General features: G+C 39.0%; 20 protein-coding genes. 19 read left to right on the forward strand and 1 reads right to left on the reverse strand.

Annotation, left to right across the window (positions count from 1 at the left end):
• Positions 1–11 precede the first annotated feature (11 nt).
• From hepT to IEV27_RS02530, 19 genes are all read left to right on the forward strand, one after another.
• A complete protein-coding gene (gene hepT, locus IEV27_RS02440; protein WP_188375857.1) occupies positions 12–980 on the forward strand; it encodes a heptaprenyl diphosphate synthase component II in 969 nt (322 codons plus the stop codon).
• Between the two features lie 90 nt (positions 981–1,070).
• Positions 1,071–1,517 (forward strand): nucleoside-diphosphate kinase, encoded by a 447-nt coding sequence (ndk, locus tag IEV27_RS02445; RefSeq protein ID WP_188375858.1) that lies wholly within the window; start codon positions 1,071–1,073, stop codon positions 1,515–1,517.
• A gap of 353 nt (positions 1,518–1,870) precedes the next feature.
• Positions 1,871–2,659 (forward strand): CheR family methyltransferase, encoded by a 789-nt coding sequence (locus IEV27_RS02450; RefSeq protein ID WP_188375859.1) that lies wholly within the window; start codon positions 1,871–1,873, stop codon positions 2,657–2,659.
• Positions 2,660–2,769: 110 nt separating this feature from the next.
• Positions 2,770–3,936: a chorismate synthase gene (aroC, locus tag IEV27_RS02455; protein WP_188375860.1), complete on the forward strand. Its 1,167-nt coding sequence runs from the start codon at positions 2,770–2,772 to the stop codon at positions 3,934–3,936.
• Complete coding sequence (gene aroB / locus IEV27_RS02460; RefSeq protein WP_188375861.1) at positions 3,936–5,027, forward strand: 3-dehydroquinate synthase; 1,092 nt, start codon at positions 3,936–3,938, stop codon at positions 5,025–5,027. The genes aroC and aroB overlap by 1 nt, the downstream gene beginning before the upstream one ends.
• The gene (aroH, locus tag IEV27_RS02465) at positions 5,011–5,397 is read left to right on the forward strand and encodes a chorismate mutase (protein ID WP_188375862.1); all 387 of its coding nucleotides are present in this window, start codon (positions 5,011–5,013) and stop codon (positions 5,395–5,397) included. Before aroB ends, aroH begins: the two co-directional genes overlap by 17 nt.
• A complete protein-coding gene (gene hisC / locus IEV27_RS02470; protein WP_188375863.1) occupies positions 5,387–6,481 on the forward strand; it encodes a histidinol-phosphate transaminase in 1,095 nt (364 codons plus the stop codon). Before aroH ends, hisC begins: the two co-directional genes overlap by 11 nt.
• Positions 6,478–7,578: a prephenate dehydrogenase gene (locus IEV27_RS02475; protein ID WP_188375864.1), complete on the forward strand. Its 1,101-nt coding sequence runs from the start codon at positions 6,478–6,480 to the stop codon at positions 7,576–7,578. Before hisC ends, IEV27_RS02475 begins: the two co-directional genes overlap by 4 nt.
• Positions 7,579–7,589: 11 nt before the next feature.
• The gene (gene aroA, locus IEV27_RS02480; RefSeq protein ID WP_188375865.1) at positions 7,590–8,879 is read left to right on the forward strand and encodes a 3-phosphoshikimate 1-carboxyvinyltransferase; all 1,290 of its coding nucleotides are present in this window, start codon (positions 7,590–7,592) and stop codon (positions 8,877–8,879) included.
• Positions 8,880–9,006: 127 nt separating this feature from the next.
• The gene (locus IEV27_RS02485; RefSeq protein WP_188375866.1) at positions 9,007–9,813 is read left to right on the forward strand and encodes a hypothetical protein; all 807 of its coding nucleotides are present in this window, start codon (positions 9,007–9,009) and stop codon (positions 9,811–9,813) included.
• 19 nt (positions 9,814–9,832) lie between these two features.
• On the forward strand, positions 9,833–11,086 hold the full coding sequence (locus tag IEV27_RS02490; protein ID WP_188375867.1) for a tetratricopeptide repeat protein: 1,254 nt from the start codon (positions 9,833–9,835) through the stop codon (positions 11,084–11,086).
• 26 nt (positions 11,087–11,112) lie between these two features.
• Complete coding sequence (locus IEV27_RS02495) at positions 11,113–11,679, forward strand: ReoY family proteolytic degradation factor (RefSeq protein WP_188375868.1); 567 nt, start codon at positions 11,113–11,115, stop codon at positions 11,677–11,679.
• Positions 11,680–11,766: 87 nt separating this feature from the next.
• The gene (locus IEV27_RS02500) at positions 11,767–12,225 is read left to right on the forward strand and encodes a DUF2487 family protein (RefSeq protein ID WP_188375869.1); all 459 of its coding nucleotides are present in this window, start codon (positions 11,767–11,769) and stop codon (positions 12,223–12,225) included.
• A 129-nt stretch (positions 12,226–12,354) separates the two neighbouring features.
• On the forward strand, positions 12,355–12,852 hold the full coding sequence (locus IEV27_RS02505; RefSeq protein ID WP_188375870.1) for a QcrA and Rieske domain-containing protein: 498 nt from the start codon (positions 12,355–12,357) through the stop codon (positions 12,850–12,852).
• A gap of 12 nt (positions 12,853–12,864) precedes the next feature.
• Positions 12,865–13,539 (forward strand): menaquinol-cytochrome c reductase cytochrome b subunit, encoded by a 675-nt coding sequence (gene qcrB, locus IEV27_RS02510; RefSeq protein ID WP_188375871.1) that lies wholly within the window; start codon positions 12,865–12,867, stop codon positions 13,537–13,539.
• Positions 13,540–13,568: 29 nt separating this feature from the next.
• Positions 13,569–14,432: a menaquinol-cytochrome c reductase cytochrome b/c subunit gene (locus IEV27_RS02515; RefSeq protein ID WP_188375872.1), complete on the forward strand. Its 864-nt coding sequence runs from the start codon at positions 13,569–13,571 to the stop codon at positions 14,430–14,432.
• Between the two features lie 68 nt (positions 14,433–14,500).
• Positions 14,501–15,085: a lipoprotein heptaprenylglyceryl N-acetyltransferase LhaT gene (lhaT, locus tag IEV27_RS02520; RefSeq protein WP_188375873.1), complete on the forward strand. Its 585-nt coding sequence runs from the start codon at positions 14,501–14,503 to the stop codon at positions 15,083–15,085.
• Positions 15,086–15,142: 57 nt separating this feature from the next.
• Positions 15,143–15,844, forward strand: a complete 702-nt coding sequence (locus IEV27_RS02525) for a sporulation protein YpjB (protein ID WP_188375874.1) — start codon at positions 15,143–15,145, stop codon at positions 15,842–15,844.
• A gap of 65 nt (positions 15,845–15,909) precedes the next feature.
• Positions 15,910–16,584, forward strand: a complete 675-nt coding sequence (locus tag IEV27_RS02530; RefSeq protein WP_188375875.1) for a zinc metallopeptidase — start codon at positions 15,910–15,912, stop codon at positions 16,582–16,584.
• A 35-nt stretch (positions 16,585–16,619) separates the two neighbouring features.
• Here the strand turns inward: IEV27_RS02530 and IEV27_RS02535 are convergent, their stop codons facing one another.
• Positions 16,620–17,492: a YitT family protein gene (locus IEV27_RS02535; protein WP_188375876.1), complete on the reverse strand. Its 873-nt coding sequence runs from the start codon at positions 17,490–17,492 to the stop codon at positions 16,620–16,622.
• Positions 17,493–17,594 lie beyond the last annotated feature (102 nt).

The following is a 17,594-nucleotide window of genomic DNA, read 5'->3' on the forward strand; positions in this document are numbered from 1 at the left end:
GGATGAAGACAATGAAACTTGCTATGATTTATTCGTTTCTTAAACAAGATTTAGCGACAATCGAAAAAGCTGTGAATGAAACGATCCAATCAGATAACCCTGTTTTACGCGAAGCATCAAGTCAACTATTAAATGCAGGAGGAAAAAGAATCCGTCCTGTTTTTGTTTTACTGGCAGGCAAATTCGGCAATTATCAATTGGATCAAATGAAAGCTGTAGCAGTATCATTAGAGCTTATTCACACGGCTTCCCTTGTTCATGATGATGTAATTGATGAAGCTGAAATGAGAAGAGGAGAACCAACGATTAAATCGAAGTGGGATAATCGTATTGCTATGTATACAGGAGATTATTTATTTGCGCGCTCCTTGGAAAACCTTACGACTATAAACAACACAAGAGCTCATCAAGTGTTAGCAGAAACTATGGTAGAGCTCTGTTTAGGCGAGATTGAACAAATTAAAGATAAATATAACCTTGAACAGAATGTTCGTCAGTACTTAAGAAGGATAAAAAGAAAAACGGCTATACTCATCGCAGCAAGCTGCAGAATGGGTGCCATTGCCGCAAATGTGAGTGAGGAAGAAGAAAAAGCGCTGTATAGTTACGGTTATTATGTAGGGATGTCCTATCAGATTATTGATGACATATTAGATTTTACTGCTTCAGAGAAAGAATTAGGCAAACCTTCAGGAAGTGATTTAATTCAAGGTAATATTACTTTGCCGGTTCTGTATTCGCTTGAGGACTCTGACCTAAAGTCAGATCTTATGAGTGTTTTCCTCAAAGAGAATAAAACCCCTAATGATTTCGAAGATGTGATTACAAAGATCAAAACCAATGGATCGATAGAAAGGTCTTTTGAGTTAAGTGATCGCTATTTAAAAAAAGCTTATGAAGCCCTTGATCAGCTGCCGCAAAATCGGGCGAAGCAGACATTAAAAGGGATTGCTAAGTACATTGGAAAAAGAAGGGCATAAAAGGTTTGCCACCTTGGGTAAAGTCTGGTAAAATCTTTTATGGCGTCGATTAAAAGCGCTTTCACATTACATAAACTGAGGTGTTTATCCATGGAAAAGACATTTTTAATGATTAAACCTGACGGGGTACAGCGGAATTTGATAGGCGAAGTCACTTCTAAATTTGAAAAGAAAGGCTTCAAATTAGCAGGGGCTAAACTGATGAAGATTGATCGTGCTCTAGCTGAAGAGCATTATGGGGAGCATAAAGGCAAACCTTTTTTTGAAGAACTGGTTGACTTTATTACATCAGGTCCAGTGTTTGCGATGGTCTGGGAAGGCGAAAATGTAATTTTGACAGCTCGGCAAATGATGGGTGCCACAAACCCTCAAGAAGCGTCTCCTGGCACGGTTCGTGGGGATCACGGTTTAACTGTAGGAAAAAATGTAATTCATGGATCAGACTCTGCACAGAGTGCTGAACGAGAAATTGGTTTATTCTTTAATGAAAGTGAACTTATTGATTACAACAAAGATAATCTATCCTGGGTATACTAAGTAAGGGCTATCTCGGTGATGAACGATTAAAAGTTCACACTGGGGTAGCTCTTTAATTTTTGGTTGGTAAAGGTTAGTGTGGGTTTTGCAAGTACCGTTAACACGTTTCCATTACTTTTGTGTGGAGAAAGGGGATAGGGACTGAGTTCGCTTTCCGCGCACCTGCACTGCTTAGTGTGTTGGTACATTAAAAATACTTCATTGGCTTTACATCGCAGAAGTAGACCAGGTCCTTTTTTTATAGAAGAATATCAACAGTAACATTTAACATAGCCTAATTTTTAATAGAACTTTACAGCTTTAATTTAATGCTTTACTCTGTAAAAGAGGATTTCGTGTTAGGAGCTTAGCTTATGAACAATGACTATGATTGGTTTGTTCAACAATTAAAAAGAAAATCTGGAATCGATTTGTTATATTACAAAGAAGCTCAAATGAAGAGAAGATTAACAGCATTACGAGTTAAACGGGGATTCCATAACTTTTCCGCTTACTTTAATGCCGTTTTGCAGGAGGAAGAGCTTTTTCAGGAATTGTTAGACCGATTAACAATTAATGTATCCGAATTTTATAGGAATAAAAAGCGATGGGAGGTACTTGAACACAAGGTATTGCCCCACCTGCTTAAGAAACAAGGAAAATTAAAGATTTGGAGTGCAGCTTGTTCTACAGGTGAGGAGCCCTATACGCTTGCGATGATTGTGAATAAATATTTACCTTCTCGAAATTTTCAGGTTATAGCCACAGATCTTGATGAAAATGCATTAAAACGGGCTGAAATGGGAGTTTACCCAGAAAGGTCACTAAAAGAAGTTCCAGAAGATATGGTGAAAAAGCATTTTAAGAAAGAAGACTTTATGTATCGTATCAACGATGAGGTGAAGCGTAACGTAACGTTTACGAAGCATAATCTACTAGCCGATGAATATGGACACAATTATGATCTGATTGTGTGTCGAAACGTATTAATCTATTTTACCGAACAAGCAAAACAGATGATTTACCAAAAGTTTAGTCAATCTCTTAAAGAGAATGGGGTCTTCTTCGTTGGGAGTACCGAACAAATTTTTTCACCTCAACATTATGACTTCAAGTTGTTTGATACATTTTTTTACCAAAAAGAATTAACAGCAAAGAAGTGAAAAAGCGTTTATGTGCCTTTTTTTCTAATAGATTGAATAGTTAAAGAACACAAAGCTTGAAGCTTATGATATAGTAGTACATAAATTTTAAAACTAGGGGGCCGTTACTCATGCGTTATTTAACAGCAGGTGAGTCTCATGGGAAACAGTTAACAACTATTATTGAAGGAGTACCATCACACTTACCACTATTACCAGAACAAATAAATGAATCACTAATTAGAAGGCAGGGCGGTTATGGCCGCGGCCGACGCATGCAGATAGAGAAAGATCTAGTAGATATTACAAGTGGTGTTCGACACGGCTATACGTTAGGGTCGCCTATTTCTCTAGTCGTGCATAATGACGATTTTAAGCATTGGGTGAATATCATGGGGGAAGAGCCCTTACCTGAAGATGCTGAAGTAAAACGAACCATTTCACGTCCACGCCCAGGCCATGCTGATTTAAATGGTGGAATGAAATATGGACACCGTGATATGAGAAACGTTCTTGAGCGTTCTTCAGCTAGAGAAACAGCAGCTCGTGTTGGTGCAGGAGCCGTGGCGAAGGTTCTATTAAAAGAACTAGGCATTGAAGTCGCTGGGTACGTTAGAGAGATTGCAGGGATCGTTAGTAAAGTGGACGAGACATTAGATGTGCATGAAAGAGCACGTATTTCTGAAGAATCTCCGGTTCGAACTTTTGATGAAGAAGCAGCCCAAAAAATGATGGAAGCAATCGACCTTGCTAAAAAAGAAGGAGATTCGATCGGCGGTGTTTGCGAAGTATACGTAGAAGGGATGCCTGCTGGTATAGGCTCGTATGTGCAATATGATCGTAAGCTGGATGCCAAATTAGCTGGTGCCGTTATGAGTATCAATGCTTTTAAAGGTGTTGAATTTGGTATTGGTTTTGAGGCTGCACGCCGAAATGGCAGCCAGGTGCACGATGAAATATTATGGGATGAAGAAAAAGGATATTACAGGCGTACAAATAACCTCGGCGGATTTGAAGGTGGTATGACTTCAGGTATGCCAATCGTTGTAAAAGGTGTAATGAAACCAATCCCAACTCTTTATAAACCTTTACAGAGTGTCGATATAGAAACGAAAGAACCATTCCAAGCCAGCATCGAACGCTCTGATTCTTGTGCTGTTCCTGCGGCTTCAGTAGTAATGGAACATATCGTGGCATTTGAACTAGCGAAAGCCATTACAGAAGAGTTCCCTTCTGACTACTTCCCGCGCTTAAAGAAAGCAGTAGACGATTACCGTGCAGAAGTGCGTGAATTTTAATGGAAAAGATTTCAATTGAGGCGTCCTCTCATTTCTATAACGTAGTAATAGGGAAGTCTCTCCGCTACCAAGTGGAGGAACTATTGGAGACGACTTATAAGAAAGTGCTCATAATTACAGATACTCAAGTCGCTCCACTTTATTTAGAGGATGTAAAACAGGCGTTTTCATCCCAAGTCACCGTAGATGATTATGTAGTACCGGCAGGGGAAGCCTCTAAGAGTATGGAACAATACAGCCGACTGTTAGATGCTTGTATTTCTTTGCAACTGGACCGTAAATCTTTAATTATTGGATTAGGTGGAGGAATGGTTGGAGATTTGGCTGGATTTGTGGCCTCTACTTATTTAAGAGGAATCGATTTCGTACAAATGCCTACAACTATTCTAGCTCACGACAGCAGTGTTGGGGGCAAAGTAGCGATTAACCACCCACAAGGGAAGAACTTAATCGGATGTTTTTATAACCCGGTGTATGTGATTTACGACACGGATACCCTCTTGAGCCTTCCGCTTTCTGAGGTGCGTTCAGGCTTTGGAGAAGTAATTAAGCATGCTTTATTAAGTGATGCAGAGTGGTGTGACGATCTTTTTCAAGTGAATGTTTCTAAACTTTCACCTGAGCAGTTGAATTTGTACTTATCTAAAGGCATTCAAGTTAAGGCGGATATTGTAGAACAAGATGAAAAAGAGAATGGGATTAGAAGACATCTTAATTTAGGTCATACTCTAGCTCATGCACTAGAAGCAGAATTAGGGTATGGAGAGATCACTCATGGGGAAGCGGTGGCTCTTGGGATATGGTTTTCTCTAAGAGCAAGTGAGAAGCATTTAGGTGCTTCCTTGCCTACTGAAAAATACGCGAAGTGGTTAATTCAAAACAACTATCCCATTCATCTTATTGTAAATATCAATAAGAATCGAATCATTGAACGGATGAAATGGGATAAAAAGACAGTCGAAAGTCAAATCCACTATGTTCTTCTAGAAGCAATCGGTAAGCCTGCCGTTATAACGATTGAAGAATCAAAATTGGATGAATTATTAACTGATTTTTTGAAAGAGGTGAGTCAAATTGATGAGAGGAATTAGGGGAGCAACAACCGTTGAAGCCAATGATGCTGAAGAGATTGTTGCTCGTTCTCGCGAGCTTGTCTTAGATATGATCGAAAAAAACGATATAGCTGCTGAAGACGTAGCTTCCGTTCTTTTTAGTGTAACAGAAGACCTCGATGCCGCATTTCCAGCAAAATCGATCAGAAGTATAAGTGGTTGGACTTATGTTCCTGTTATGTGTATGCAGGAGATTCCTGTTCCTAATAGTTTAAGTACGTGCATCAGAGTAATGATGACGGTCAATTCAGACTCATCTCAGAAAGATATCCACCATGTTTATCATTACGGTGCTAAAGTATTACGACCGGATTTAGAGCAAGTGAGGAGTGAGAAACATGAAAGCTAAAGAGATACTTAAAGGAATGACCCCTTATAAACCGGGTAAACAAATTGAAGAAGTGAAGAAAGAATATGGCCTGGATAAAATTGTGAAATTAGCTTCTAATGAGAACCCATTCGGCTTTTCACCTCAAGTAAAAAAGCAGCTTCCTCAATTAATAGAGCAATTAGAAAAGTATCCTGATGGCTACGCTAGTGCTCTGCGTAAAAAGATGGCTTCATTTTTAGAAGTAGACCAAGCACAATTAATCTTTGGAAATGGTTCTGATGAAATCGTCCAAATCATCTGTCGTACATTTTTAGAGGCTGGTGCTAATACCGTTATGGCTACGCCAACGTTCCCTCAATATAAGCATAATGCTTTAATAGAAGGAGCTGAAGTAAGGGAGGTTCCGTTAGAGGACGGTCGTCATGATCTTCCTTCTATGCTGGAACAAATTGACGAGCGTACACGTGTGTTGTGGTTATGTACCCCTAACAATCCGACCGGCGTTCATCTTTCAACGTCTGAGATCAAACAGGTGTTAGAAAACTGCCCTTCGCATGTACTCGTTGTAATGGACGAAGCTTACTATGAATATATGGAAGCAGAAGATGCGTTTGATTCTCTGTCATCTCTTAATCAATACGAAAACCTTATCGTTTTACGAACGTTTTCAAAAGCATATGGTTTAGCGGGGTTAAGAATAGGTTACGGAGTGGCTCCTAAAGAAATTATTTCCACTTTAGAACCAGCTAGAGAACCGTTTAACACCTCTACTATTGCTCAAGCAGCCGCACTATTGGCTTTAGATGATCAAGAATTTATTAATGAAACAACGACTGAAAATTCGATTAATAAAAGAAAATTAATGCAGTTTCTTGATGAACAAGGATTAGATTATTACCCTTCGGAAGCTAATTTTGTTTTGGTTCGTTTGCCTGTAAGCGGTGATGAGATGTTTGAGCATTTATTAAGCAAGGGATTTATTGTTCGATCAGGTGAAGCTCTAGGGCTTCCAAATTCAATTCGTTTAACGATTGGTAAAGAGGAAGATATGGCTGTCATTCAATCGGAAATTAAAGAAAGATTAATAGGTATTTCTAAATGACTCAAACCGTATTTATTGTAGGGCTAGGTTTAATTGGTGGGTCAATTGCTATGAATGTAGCAAAGAAAAAGGAATGCAAGGTTATTGCCTTGGATCCTGATCCAAAAACGATTGATATGGCTAAAATACAGGGTGTTATTTATGAAGAAGCAAAAGATTTTAAGTCAGGATGTCAGCAAGCGGATATCCTTATCTTAGCTACCCCTATTTCTGTAACTATTGATTATTTACAACAATTAAATGATTGTCCATTAGAGAAACCTTTGCTTGTTACTGATGTATCTTCTGTAAAAAATAATGTTTTAGAAGCAGCTAATGTCATTACAAACGATCAAGTGACTTTTGTGGGCGGGCACCCAATGGCAGGTTCTCATAAGCAAGGATACTCAGCTGCTAAGCCTCATTTATTTGAGAATGCCATTTACGTGTTAACCCCTAGTAAAACGTCAAACGGAGCTCAAGCAAAGCGTTTGCAGGAATTATTAGAGGAGACGAAAGCTAGGTTTATTACTCTTAGTACAAAAGAACACGATGAAATGACAGCCGTTATTTCTCACTTTCCACATCTAATAGCATCCTCTCTTGTACACCAAGCGAAGGAATGGCAAAAAACACATCCATACCTTGAGCATTTAGCAGCCGGCGGGTTTCGTGACATAACAAGGATTGCTTCGAGCAACCCTACATTATGGCAGGACATCTTTTTTCAAAACCGTACACTGCTTATTCAGATGCTTGGTGATTGGATTGATGAAATGCAAGAGCTGCAATCTTTGTTACAGGATAGAGAAGCACAAACGACCTACGAATATTTACTTCAGGCTAAACAGTACCGTGATGGATTACCTGCAAAAGAGAAAGGTGCCATACCGGCCTTTTATGATCTTTATGTTGATATTCATGACCAGCCAGGGGCCATCTATAAAGTTATCCAGCAGCTAGCTGAAACTGAAATTAGCATTAAAAACATTGAAATCCTCGAAATTAGAGAAGGAATTACTGGAGTGTTAAGAATTAGCTTCTCCTCAAGCAAAGAGCAAAAAATGAGTTATGATCTGTTATCAAGCAGAGGATATGAAGTGATGATTGAAGAATAGGAGGCTTTATCATGTCAGAAATAAAATTACAGCCAGCCTCTACAGGGATCAAAGGCACGCTCTCAGTACCTGGGGATAAATCGATTTCTCACCGTTCGATTATTTTCTCTGCTTTAGCAGAGGGGACTTCTCATATCTCAAATTTTTTAACGGGTGAAGATTGTCTTCGCACCGTTCAAGCTTTTAGAGAATTTGGAGTTGAAATTAAACAAGAAGGAACGAACGTTACGGTGCAGGGCAAAGGGTTAGATGCTCTTAGAGCGCCTGTAAATCCAATCTATTTTGGGAATTCGGGTACTACGGCACGTTTAATGAGCGGAGTTTTATCAGCTCTCCCATTATTTAGCACGGCATACGGTGACCCTTCCCTGTCAAAGCGCCCGATGGATCGTGTAGTTGAACCTTTATCAGAAATGGGAGCTGAAATTACTGGACGTGAAAAAGGAAAGTTCCTGCCTTTAGCATTTAACGGACAGAAATTGCGAGGCGCTACGATTGAAATGAAAGTAAAAAGTGCTCAAGTCAAATCTGCTTTGTTATTAGCAGGAATGCTGGCAGAGGGCGAGACTGTTATTTATGAAAAGGGAATTACTAGGAATCACACCGAAATGCTAATGTCTCAATATGGAATTTCCTTAGATAAACAAGGGAATAAGCTAACGATTTCTGGTAATCAACAGCCACAAGCTTCGAACCTAACCGTTCCAGGGGATATCTCATCTGCTGCTTTTTTCATTGTAGCGGCAGCTATAACGCCTAACAGTTCTATTAGCATTGAGAATGTAGGTTTAAACCCCACGAGGGATGGGATTATCACTGCGCTCAAAAAAATGGGTGCTCATATTGAAGTGGATCAGGTTGAAAAGGTTGGACATGAACCAGTAGGACGCGTTTATGTGAAAACCAGTGAACTTAAAGGGTGTACGTTTGAAGGTGAATTAATTCCTAACTTAATTGACGAAATTCCAATCTTAGCTCTTGCAGCGACTCAGGCAGAAGGTACCACTTACATTAAAGATGCTAAAGAGTTAAGGGTGAAAGAAACGGATAGAATTGAAGCTGTTGTAACGAACTTACGCAAATTAGGAGCGGAAGTAGAGCCAACAGAAGATGGTATGATTATTTCTGGTAAGAATAAATTAACTGGAGGCTCGGTTGATTCATATGGGGATCACCGAATCGGCATGATGGGCGCGATAGCTTCATTAATAACAGAAGGAACCGTCCTCATTCAGGATAAAGAGTGTATTAATATTTCTTATCCTAATTTTTTTGATCACTTAAAAAAGGTTTGTAAATAAGAATTCATAGATTAACTAGAGCTCTCATACGATATAAAAAGCCTGTTGGAGGTTTTATCGTATGAGAGCTCACTGGTTTCATGGGACAATTTATGAAGATAGTCACAGCTTCTATGGGGAGTTGTTTGTGGATCATGATAAATTCAAAGATCCTTCCGAAGCCTATGGTCATATTTTAAATGTCAACGTCAATAAATTTATTATTGCTCCTGGCCATGTCATGTTAGATACATCGTTCCCCTTGAGTCGTTCTCCTTCTCACGTAAGTCAATGCTATGAATACATGAAAAAAGGATGTACGCTGCTGCTTATACAACTTTTTATTTATACGAGAAAACACTTTAAAAAAGAGTACGAGCAGATGCAGAACTTCTTAAAAGATTTGCCGTTGGATTATATGATTGTCCCTCGAATTTCTTCTCATGTCTTGCACCCAGAAATGATACGGTATTTTGCCTTGGAAAAAGCCCCTTTTATTATCGTTCATGCTGAATCAACGGAACAACTGGAAGATGTGGCTTGGGGATGGATAGCCCAAGCTCAAAGCCACCGTCGAATTCCCCTTACTTATAGTGTCAAAAATAGTAGAAATAGTGAGATGAATAACGAAAGGTTTTGGACAACCCTTACACATAATTATGGTATCATTAAGTTATCTCAACCTATTACTAATGGAAGGTTAACACTTCAAAATATGAAAGATACCGGCATATATCCTTATAAAGGAACATTAAGAACTCATGCATATGCTGATTATAATTTATATGAGAAGACCTCAATCGAGTTGATTGATGAAGAAGAAAATTTCTTATATCATGAACCTGTTCCAGCTATTACTGTAATGAGGGGACGTCCAATCCAGGTTCAACAAAAAGTTGAACCAAATACAAAAGGCATATTTTTTAAAAGCTCGATTTACAAACATTTTGTCTAATCGTTGAAAGGAAGTCAGTATGGAGGAAATTCATAAAGCGATCCAAGCAATGGAAGCAGAAAAAACGGAAGAAGCTATAACAATACTACAGCAATATTTGCCAGAAGCAGACGAAGAAGAGCGCTTTACGATAACTGAACTTTATATTCAATGGGGAATGTTAGAAGAAGCGAAAATGATTTTGCAGGAATTAATTCAGCGCTATCCAAAAGAAGCGGAATTAAAAGTGATGATGGCTGAAATTCATATCGATCTAAATGAAGACGAGGATGCTATTAGTTTATTAAATGAATTTACACCTGAGGATGAAGGTTATTTAGAATCTCTTCTTCAGCTGGCAGATCTCTATCAGTCGCAAGGGCTTTTCGAAGTAGCTGAACAAAAGTTGCTTGCTGCTAAGCAATTAGAACCGAATGAAGCTGTTATTGATTTCGCTTTAGGTGAGTTAGCATTTTCTAATGGGGAATATAATAAATGTATCCCGTTTTATGAAAATGCGATGCATCACCAGCCGGTAATTGCGGATATCGAAGTGGCGACACGGCTAGCTGAGGCTTTTGCTGCAAGTGGAGAGTTTGAAAAATCACTTGATTATTATGAAAAAGTGGAAGAAGATAACGCTGACGTGCTATTCCGTTATGGATTTGTAGCGTTTCAAGCGCTGCGAAACGATATTGCCATTCACGTTTGGGAACGTCTCATTGAAGATGATCCTTATTATCAATCTGTTTATCCGTTACTAGCCCAAGCTTATGAAGCAGAGGGAATGCCTAAAGAAGCATTAAATATGGCTGAAAAAGGGTTAGCTAAAGATGAATACAATAAAGAGCTTTATCATTTAGTAGGAACGCTGTCGCATAAAGCTGGAGATAAAGAAGCAGGATACCGCTATATGAGAGAAGCAGTCGCACTTGATCCAGGATATAAGGAAGCCGTTCTCTTCTTAATTGAAAATTATAAAAGTGATGGGGACCATGAATCCATCATAGAATTAATTAATCAGCTTCTTACGTTGGGCGAGGAAGATCCGTATTATTTATTCGAACTTGCTAAAGCCTATGAGGAAGAGGAAGATTATAAACAAGCCCTAGAACATTATCAAAATGCTTATCCATCTCTTAAAGATGATGACGTATTCCTTAAGGCTTATGGTTATTTCTTGGTAGAAGAAGGAAGGATGAGGGAAGGCCAGCAAGTACTAGAAGAATACTTGGCCATTGAACCGTCCAACACTGAAGTGGAAGAATTTATCCATCGATTAAAGGAAATGTAATTTTAACAAGCGCAGGAGGGGCGCCTATGGAAACACCGATTTCTGTTAATGAAAAAAAAGAATTTGTCCGTTGGTTCTTAAATCATTATCAATTGAAGAAGCGGGAAAGTGTCTGGATTCTAAATTATTTAATGAACCATGAATCTTTGCTCTCATCCGTGTGTTTCGTAGAAGACGTTAAGTTGTGTCCACGTGGGATGGAAATTACAGCTCAAGGAGTGAAGGATCCTCCATTTCGCTTTTACAAAGGTCAAGTAATGACGAATGATGCGGAGAAGTCGTTTCATGACCTGAGAATGAATCAAGACGAACCGATTTATATTCAAATGAACTTTGAAAATGCTCATCAATGTTCGATGTATGCCCTAGTCCTTGAAGAGAACCCGTATTTACCGAAAGATCATTATGTAAATGAAAGTGATCGAGAAGAGGCAGAACATGTACTGTCTATCAGCCTACTGGCATTTAAAAAGCAGCAGCTGGAGAAGGAAATAGATGAATCACTGCAAAGCGGGGATCAAAGTCGTTTTAAACAATTAGCCGAAGCTTTAAAAGATGTGAATGAAGCTTTAAAGTATACTCAAGTGGAATAGCTAAGAGGAAATTTGTCCTCTTAGCTTTTCTTTTTGTTTATTTTTAGTAAAATAGACTAAAGTAAGAAAGGAATGGGATCGTAAACTATGCAATGGACAAAAGATGATACTGAACTCTATTTAGCTGAAAAGAAATATGTAGACACCTTAATCATCCCCCTTATTCCATTTAACCCTGAAACGGATGGAACCATAGCGAAAGAAGCTTTTCAAAGAGAATTAAATCATTTGACTACTCACTTGTTAGAAAAAGGTTATAGGGGCCGCATTTTATTAGCTCCTGACTATAATTACATAACCGGAAACTATGAAGCAGAGTCTCAAAGAATTAATCAATGGATTGAAAAGTTTGAAAAACAGCCGTTTGAACATGTATTTTTATTTACTTTTGATACAAAATGGAAGAGATGGGAAAAAGAATTGAAAGGACATTTGCTATGGGTGCCTAGTTTACACGAAAGAAATTTACAATCTACTGAAACGAGGTCGTTTGTAAAAGAACAGGTGAATCAAATTAGTGACCTTATAAAAGCTTACTGGGATTGACTAAAACTTTCCTTTAACGTCGATATTTTATTGACCAGGCTATAAGATTGCGCTATCATAGTAATGTCCTAGTAAACTGTATGTAACCGATCCATGTCGCATGGATTACAGCATAGAGGGGGGAAAAGAATGAGCGATAAACAAAGAGTATCCCGTCGTCAATTTTTAAACTACACACTGACAGGTGTTGGTGGTTTTATGGCTGCAGGAATGCTTGCACCAATGGTTAGGTTTGCCATTGATCCTGTGCTGAAGCCGTCGGCTGCTGGAGACTTTCAATCTGTTGCATCCGTTGATGAAATTACAAATGAGCCGCAAAGATTTGAGTGGATTGTTGAACAAGTTGATGGTTGGTATGAATCAGAGGTACAAAAAACGGCATGGGTGTACCGAACGGAGGATGATGAAATTGTTGCCTTGTCACCAATTTGTACGCATTTAGGCTGTACAGTTGATTGGGCATCAAATGAAGAGTATCCAGATGAGTTTTACTGTCCATGTCACGCTGGTCGTTATACAAAGGATGGAGTGAATGTTCCTGGCACACCGCCTACTGCACCATTACCTTTATTCGACCATAAAGTAGAGGAAGGTATGTTGTACCTTGGACAAGAACAAGAGAGATAGGGGGCGTAAATCATGCTACAGAGAATTTATGATTGGGTCGATGAGCGCGTAGACATCACACCATTATGGCGTGATATCGCCGACCACGAAGTGCCCGAGCATGTCAACCCTGCCCACCACTTTTCCGCATTCGTTTATTGTTTTGGTGGCTTGACATTCTTTGTTACGGTAATTCAAATTTTATCAGGGATGTTTTTAACGATGTATTACGTACCTGATATTGAAAATGCTTGGGAATCTGTTTACTACTTACAAAGAGAAGTAGCTTATGGACAGATCGTTCGTGGGATGCATCACTGGGGAGCAAGTCTTGTTATCGTCATGTTATTTCTACATACTTTACGGGTGTTTTTCCAAGGCGCATATAAGAAACCTCGTGAATTAAACTGGATTGTAGGTGTGCTTTTATTCTTCGTCATGCTTGGCTTAGGATTTACAGGTTACTTACTTCCGTGGGATAACAAAGCTTACTTTGCCACTCAGGTCGGCCTGGAAATTGCAGCTGCAACACCTGTAATCGGTGATAGTATTCGATCGCTATTAGCAGGAGATCCAACAATTGTAGGAGCGCAGACATTAACACGTTTCTTTGCGATCCATGTGTTTTTCTTGCCTGCAGCATTATTCGGTTTAATGGCTGCTCACTTTGTTTTAATTCGAAAACAAGGAATTTCCGGTCCACTATAAAATGGAAATGATGTAAAGGAGGGAAAGCTGTGCATAGGGGAAAAGGTATGAAGTTCGTCGGTGATTCACGAATTACCGCTGAACAAAAAGCCAATTTACCAAAAGATTATTCAGAATACCCTGGTCGTACGGAAGCATTCTGGCCTAACTTCCTTCTAAAAGAATGGTTAGTTGGTTCGGTTTTCCTTATTGGTTTTCTAATTCTGACTGCAGCTCACCCATCACCACTTGAGCAGCAGGCAGATCCAACCAATGCTGGGTATATTCCGTTACCTGACTGGTATTTCTTATTCTTATACCAATTTTTAAAGTATCAATATGCTGGTGGAGACTTTATCGTCTTTGGGGCGATTGTTGCGCCAAGTATAGCATTTGGAGCTTTACTGCTTGCGCCGTTTCTTGATAGAGGACCTGAGCGCCGACCGCATAAACGTCCAATTGCTGTTGGACTTATGATGCTTGGATTTATCGCTACGTTCTGGCTTACTTACGAATCTGTATCAGAGGTAGACTATGGTGAGCGTAGTGAGCAATATGGTGTAAGTATTGAAGCTGAAGAGATAGAGATTGATACAGAAGCCGCAGGATATGAAATTTATGAAAACAACTGCGCCAGCTGTCACGGTGGAAACCTCGAAGGTACAGGAAGTTATCCGGGTTTAATTGATACACAGCTGCCTGCAGATCAGATTAAAGATATCGCACAAAACGGTATCGGTGAAATGCCTTCTGGAATCTTTGAAGGTTCTGAAGAAGAACTTGATGATCTTGCCGCTTTCGTAACGAATCCTACGGGAGAAGAGGAAGAGGACTCTGAAGGTGGAGAAGAAGGATCTGAAGAAGAAGGTTCAGATGATGAAGAGGGCTCTGAGGAAGAATCAGAAGAAGAATAACATAATCTTATAGAAATAAGCCGTGCCCTTCCTTCGGAGCACGGCTTATTTTAGCATTGGAGGTTCTTATGAAGGCGTTACTGGATTACATATTAAATCAGCGCAGATTTCTCATAGCTCTTTTTATCATTAATCTCTCAGGCACTATATATGGTTATATATGGTACGAATCACAGTTGAAAATGACTGATCCTATTTTTTTGTTATTTGTGCCTGATAGTCCGACCGCCAGCTTATTTTTTACCATATTTTTAGCTTTTTATATTTTTAAAAAGAATGTGCCTTATTTCGAAGCGTTGGCTTTGATTACGTTGTTTAAATATGGGATATGGGCAGTGGTCATGAATGGATTAACATGGATGGAATATGGTTCACTTCCATGGGCAGGATATATGCTCGTTATTTCTCATGGAGCTATGGCTGTACAAGGGCTTCTCTATGCCCCTTACTATAAATTAAGGCTCCGGCATGTTGTCGTAGCGGCTGTATGGACGTTACACAATGACGTGATCGATTATGTATATGAACAAATGCCAATCTATCCTTCTATCATGGAGCATATGAAAGAAATTGGTTATTTTACATTTTGGCTTAGTATAGTATCCATAGCCATTGGATTCTACTTTGCGAGAATTAAAACGGATTCGGTCTAATCCCTTCTCCCTCTTCATACACTATCATTAAGATAGAAGTAGAAGGGGAGAGGCTACATGGGACGGGCTATTCTCATTGTTTTTCTGTCGTTAACCGGTATAATCTTTGTGTGTAATCAATGGATAACAGCTGATACGAATGACGAAAACTTAGAGCCTTTTGTAGAACAATACAGGTATTTAGTTTTTGACGGGAAATATGATCTTGCTGAAAAAATGTTGGATAATCGTTATCAAGAATTGGAAACCTATTATGAGGAAAAATCTATACTTCATAAACAAACTTTTGCTCAACTCGCGGGTAACACGAACCAAAACCCTGAAGAAATGATCCATTTATTGAACTTTTTAGACCTCTCTGTAAGCGCAAATGATGAAGTTGTAGTTACAGAAAAGCTAAAGGAAATTCAGGTACTGGCAGAAAACTCAGATGTTAATCGTACTGAGGTGCTGGAAAAGTGGACAAGTTTATCTCCATTTATTGAATTATACTTTCCTCAGGAAGAAGTTAACTACGTGAATGACGCATTACAAAGTTACCATACGAGCAGCTCATTAGAAACGCAGCAATCCCTGTTGTATTATTTAGACAACATGATCCCAGAGGATACAAAAGAAAACTCATACGACGCATTTATATGGACAGCCATGATCATAGGCGGTTCAATTATAGGGACACTTTTTTATGTCGGCTACCGTAAATACAGAGCCGAAAAGGAACAGGTAAAGGAAAAGCAAAACCAAAAGCAAAATAGTTGATTTTTTTAATTTATTTGACTAAAATTGACCTATATGCAGTAGACATCTAAGATGGAGGAATGAAGATGGAGTTTCTCATTTATTTTGCGATTATTTTGTTGGTGCCTATTTGGGCTTCTTCAAAAGTAAAGAGTACGTATAAGAAGTATTCAAAAGTACCGACCTCTTCATCAATGACAGGAGCAGAGGTTGCACGAAAAATACTAAATGACAATGGTATTTACGATGTGGGGATTGAAGAAACAAGAGGTACGCTTTCTGATCATTACGATCCTCGAAAGAAGGTTATTAGACTTTCCTCTGATAATTATCATGGTCGTTCAATGGCGGCAGCCGCAGTCTCCGCTCACGAAGTAGGGCATGCGATTCAGGATGCTGAAGAATATGCGTTTCTTAAGTTCAGAAGTGCATTAGTACCTGTAGCAAGTTTTGGGTCAAACATTTCCATCTTTTTAATTATTGGTGGTATGCTGCTTCAAATGTCAGGATTGCTGCTTGTCGGCATTGTGTTCTTTGCAGCAGCTGTTCTCTTCCAATTTGTGACGCTGCCTGTAGAGTTTGATGCTTCCAATCGAGCGATGGGTCAGTTGGTTTCTACAGGAGTTATAAGAAATGATGAAGAACGCAAGACAAAAAAGGTGCTTAACGCTGCAGCGTTAACATATGTAGCTGGAGCTTTAGTTGCCCTAGCTGAACTATTAAGATTTGTATTTATGTTTATTGGAATGAACGAAGATTAAAAAATTCCCGCTTGAGTTTTTCAAGCGGGAATTTTTTAGTTTAGAGGCATTTTGTTTTCGTCTAATGTAAAACCTTCACCCGTTACTTCGTGAACGTGACTCACCGCAACAAAAGCATGAGGATCGATTTGTTCAATTACATTTCGTAATCGGATGATTTCATTTTTTCCTATGACGCAATAAAGCACGTCTCGACGGGATCCTGTAAATGATCCTCTCCCTTCAAGTACAGTAACACCCCGATCCATTTCCTTCATAATCTTATGGGCAATTTCTTCACTCTTTTCAGATATAATTGTTGTTCCTCTAGCAGCATAAGCACCTTCTTGGATAAAATCAATGACCCGGGCTCCGATAAATACGGCAACCAGCGTGTACATTCCTTTAATGTGATCTAAGTAAGTAATAATTGATGTGAAAATAACTAGAGCATCAAACAGAAACATAGCTCTCCCCATACTCCAACCTAGATATTTGTGCATGAGCCTGGCGATGATATCGACGCCTCCTGTGGTTCCTCCATACCGGAAGATGATGCCAAGGCCTACCCCAATACAGACCCCTGCAAATAAAGCGGCAAGAGTTAAATCAGAGGCAAGATTAATTTCAATTAAGTATATTTGTGAAAGACGAATAAATACAGAAACAGCTAAGATTCCGATTAAAGAATAAAAAAAAGTATGTCTGCCAAGTATTTTCCATCCAACGATAAGTACAGGAATATTCAGAATGATGTTCATTAATGCTGGATCCCAATTAAATAAATATAAGAGCAATAGGGTAATTCCGGTAAATCCACCTTCACCTAGTTCGTTTTGAATGTTAAAGTGAACAAGGCCAAATGAAAAAATAGCTGATCCTAATAAAATGAATAAAATGTTTTTAATTTTTAATCCAAATAGTTTCACTGTGTCACCTCCATAGTTTTATAACGGATATAATTATAAAGTTTTCCTAGAAAACCTACAACGTCTATAGTATTAAAAATTTGTCAAATCCCCTCCTTTTGG

Source organism: Halobacillus andaensis, assembly GCF_014636475.1.
Taxonomy (GTDB): domain Bacteria; phylum Bacillota; class Bacilli; order Bacillales; family Halobacillaceae; genus Halobacillus_A; species Halobacillus_A andaensis.

What these genes read in the sequence shown, in the direction of transcription:
- hisC (WP_188375863.1), top strand. Translation starts at nt 5,387, where the DNA reads ATGAAAGCTAAAGAGATACTTAAAGGAATGACCCCTTATAAACCGGGT.
- aroA (WP_188375865.1), top strand. Translation starts at nt 7,590, where the DNA reads ATGTCAGAAATAAAATTACAGCCAGCCTCTACAGGGATCAAAGGCACG.
- qcrB (WP_188375871.1), top strand. Translation starts at nt 12,865, where the DNA reads ATGCTACAGAGAATTTATGATTGGGTCGATGAGCGCGTAGACATCACA.
- IEV27_RS02450 (WP_188375859.1), top strand. Translation starts at nt 1,871, where the DNA reads ATGAACAATGACTATGATTGGTTTGTTCAACAATTAAAAAGAAAATCT.
- aroB (WP_188375861.1), top strand. Translation starts at nt 3,936, where the DNA reads ATGGAAAAGATTTCAATTGAGGCGTCCTCTCATTTCTATAACGTAGTA.
- IEV27_RS02525 (WP_188375874.1), top strand. Translation starts at nt 15,143, where the DNA reads ATGGGACGGGCTATTCTCATTGTTTTTCTGTCGTTAACCGGTATAATC.
- IEV27_RS02500 (WP_188375869.1), top strand. Translation starts at nt 11,767, where the DNA reads ATGCAATGGACAAAAGATGATACTGAACTCTATTTAGCTGAAAAGAAA.
- ndk (WP_188375858.1), top strand. Translation starts at nt 1,071, where the DNA reads ATGGAAAAGACATTTTTAATGATTAAACCTGACGGGGTACAGCGGAAT.
- aroC (WP_188375860.1), top strand. Translation starts at nt 2,770, where the DNA reads ATGCGTTATTTAACAGCAGGTGAGTCTCATGGGAAACAGTTAACAACT.
- lhaT (WP_188375873.1), top strand. Translation starts at nt 14,501, where the DNA reads ATGAAGGCGTTACTGGATTACATATTAAATCAGCGCAGATTTCTCATA.
- IEV27_RS02475 (WP_188375864.1), top strand. Translation starts at nt 6,478, where the DNA reads ATGACTCAAACCGTATTTATTGTAGGGCTAGGTTTAATTGGTGGGTCA.
- hepT (WP_188375857.1), top strand. Translation starts at nt 12, where the DNA reads ATGAAACTTGCTATGATTTATTCGTTTCTTAAACAAGATTTAGCGACA.
- IEV27_RS02490 (WP_188375867.1), top strand. Translation starts at nt 9,833, where the DNA reads ATGGAGGAAATTCATAAAGCGATCCAAGCAATGGAAGCAGAAAAAACG.
- IEV27_RS02495 (WP_188375868.1), top strand. Translation starts at nt 11,113, where the DNA reads ATGGAAACACCGATTTCTGTTAATGAAAAAAAAGAATTTGTCCGTTGG.
- IEV27_RS02505 (WP_188375870.1), top strand. Translation starts at nt 12,355, where the DNA reads ATGAGCGATAAACAAAGAGTATCCCGTCGTCAATTTTTAAACTACACA.
- IEV27_RS02530 (WP_188375875.1), top strand. Translation starts at nt 15,910, where the DNA reads ATGGAGTTTCTCATTTATTTTGCGATTATTTTGTTGGTGCCTATTTGG.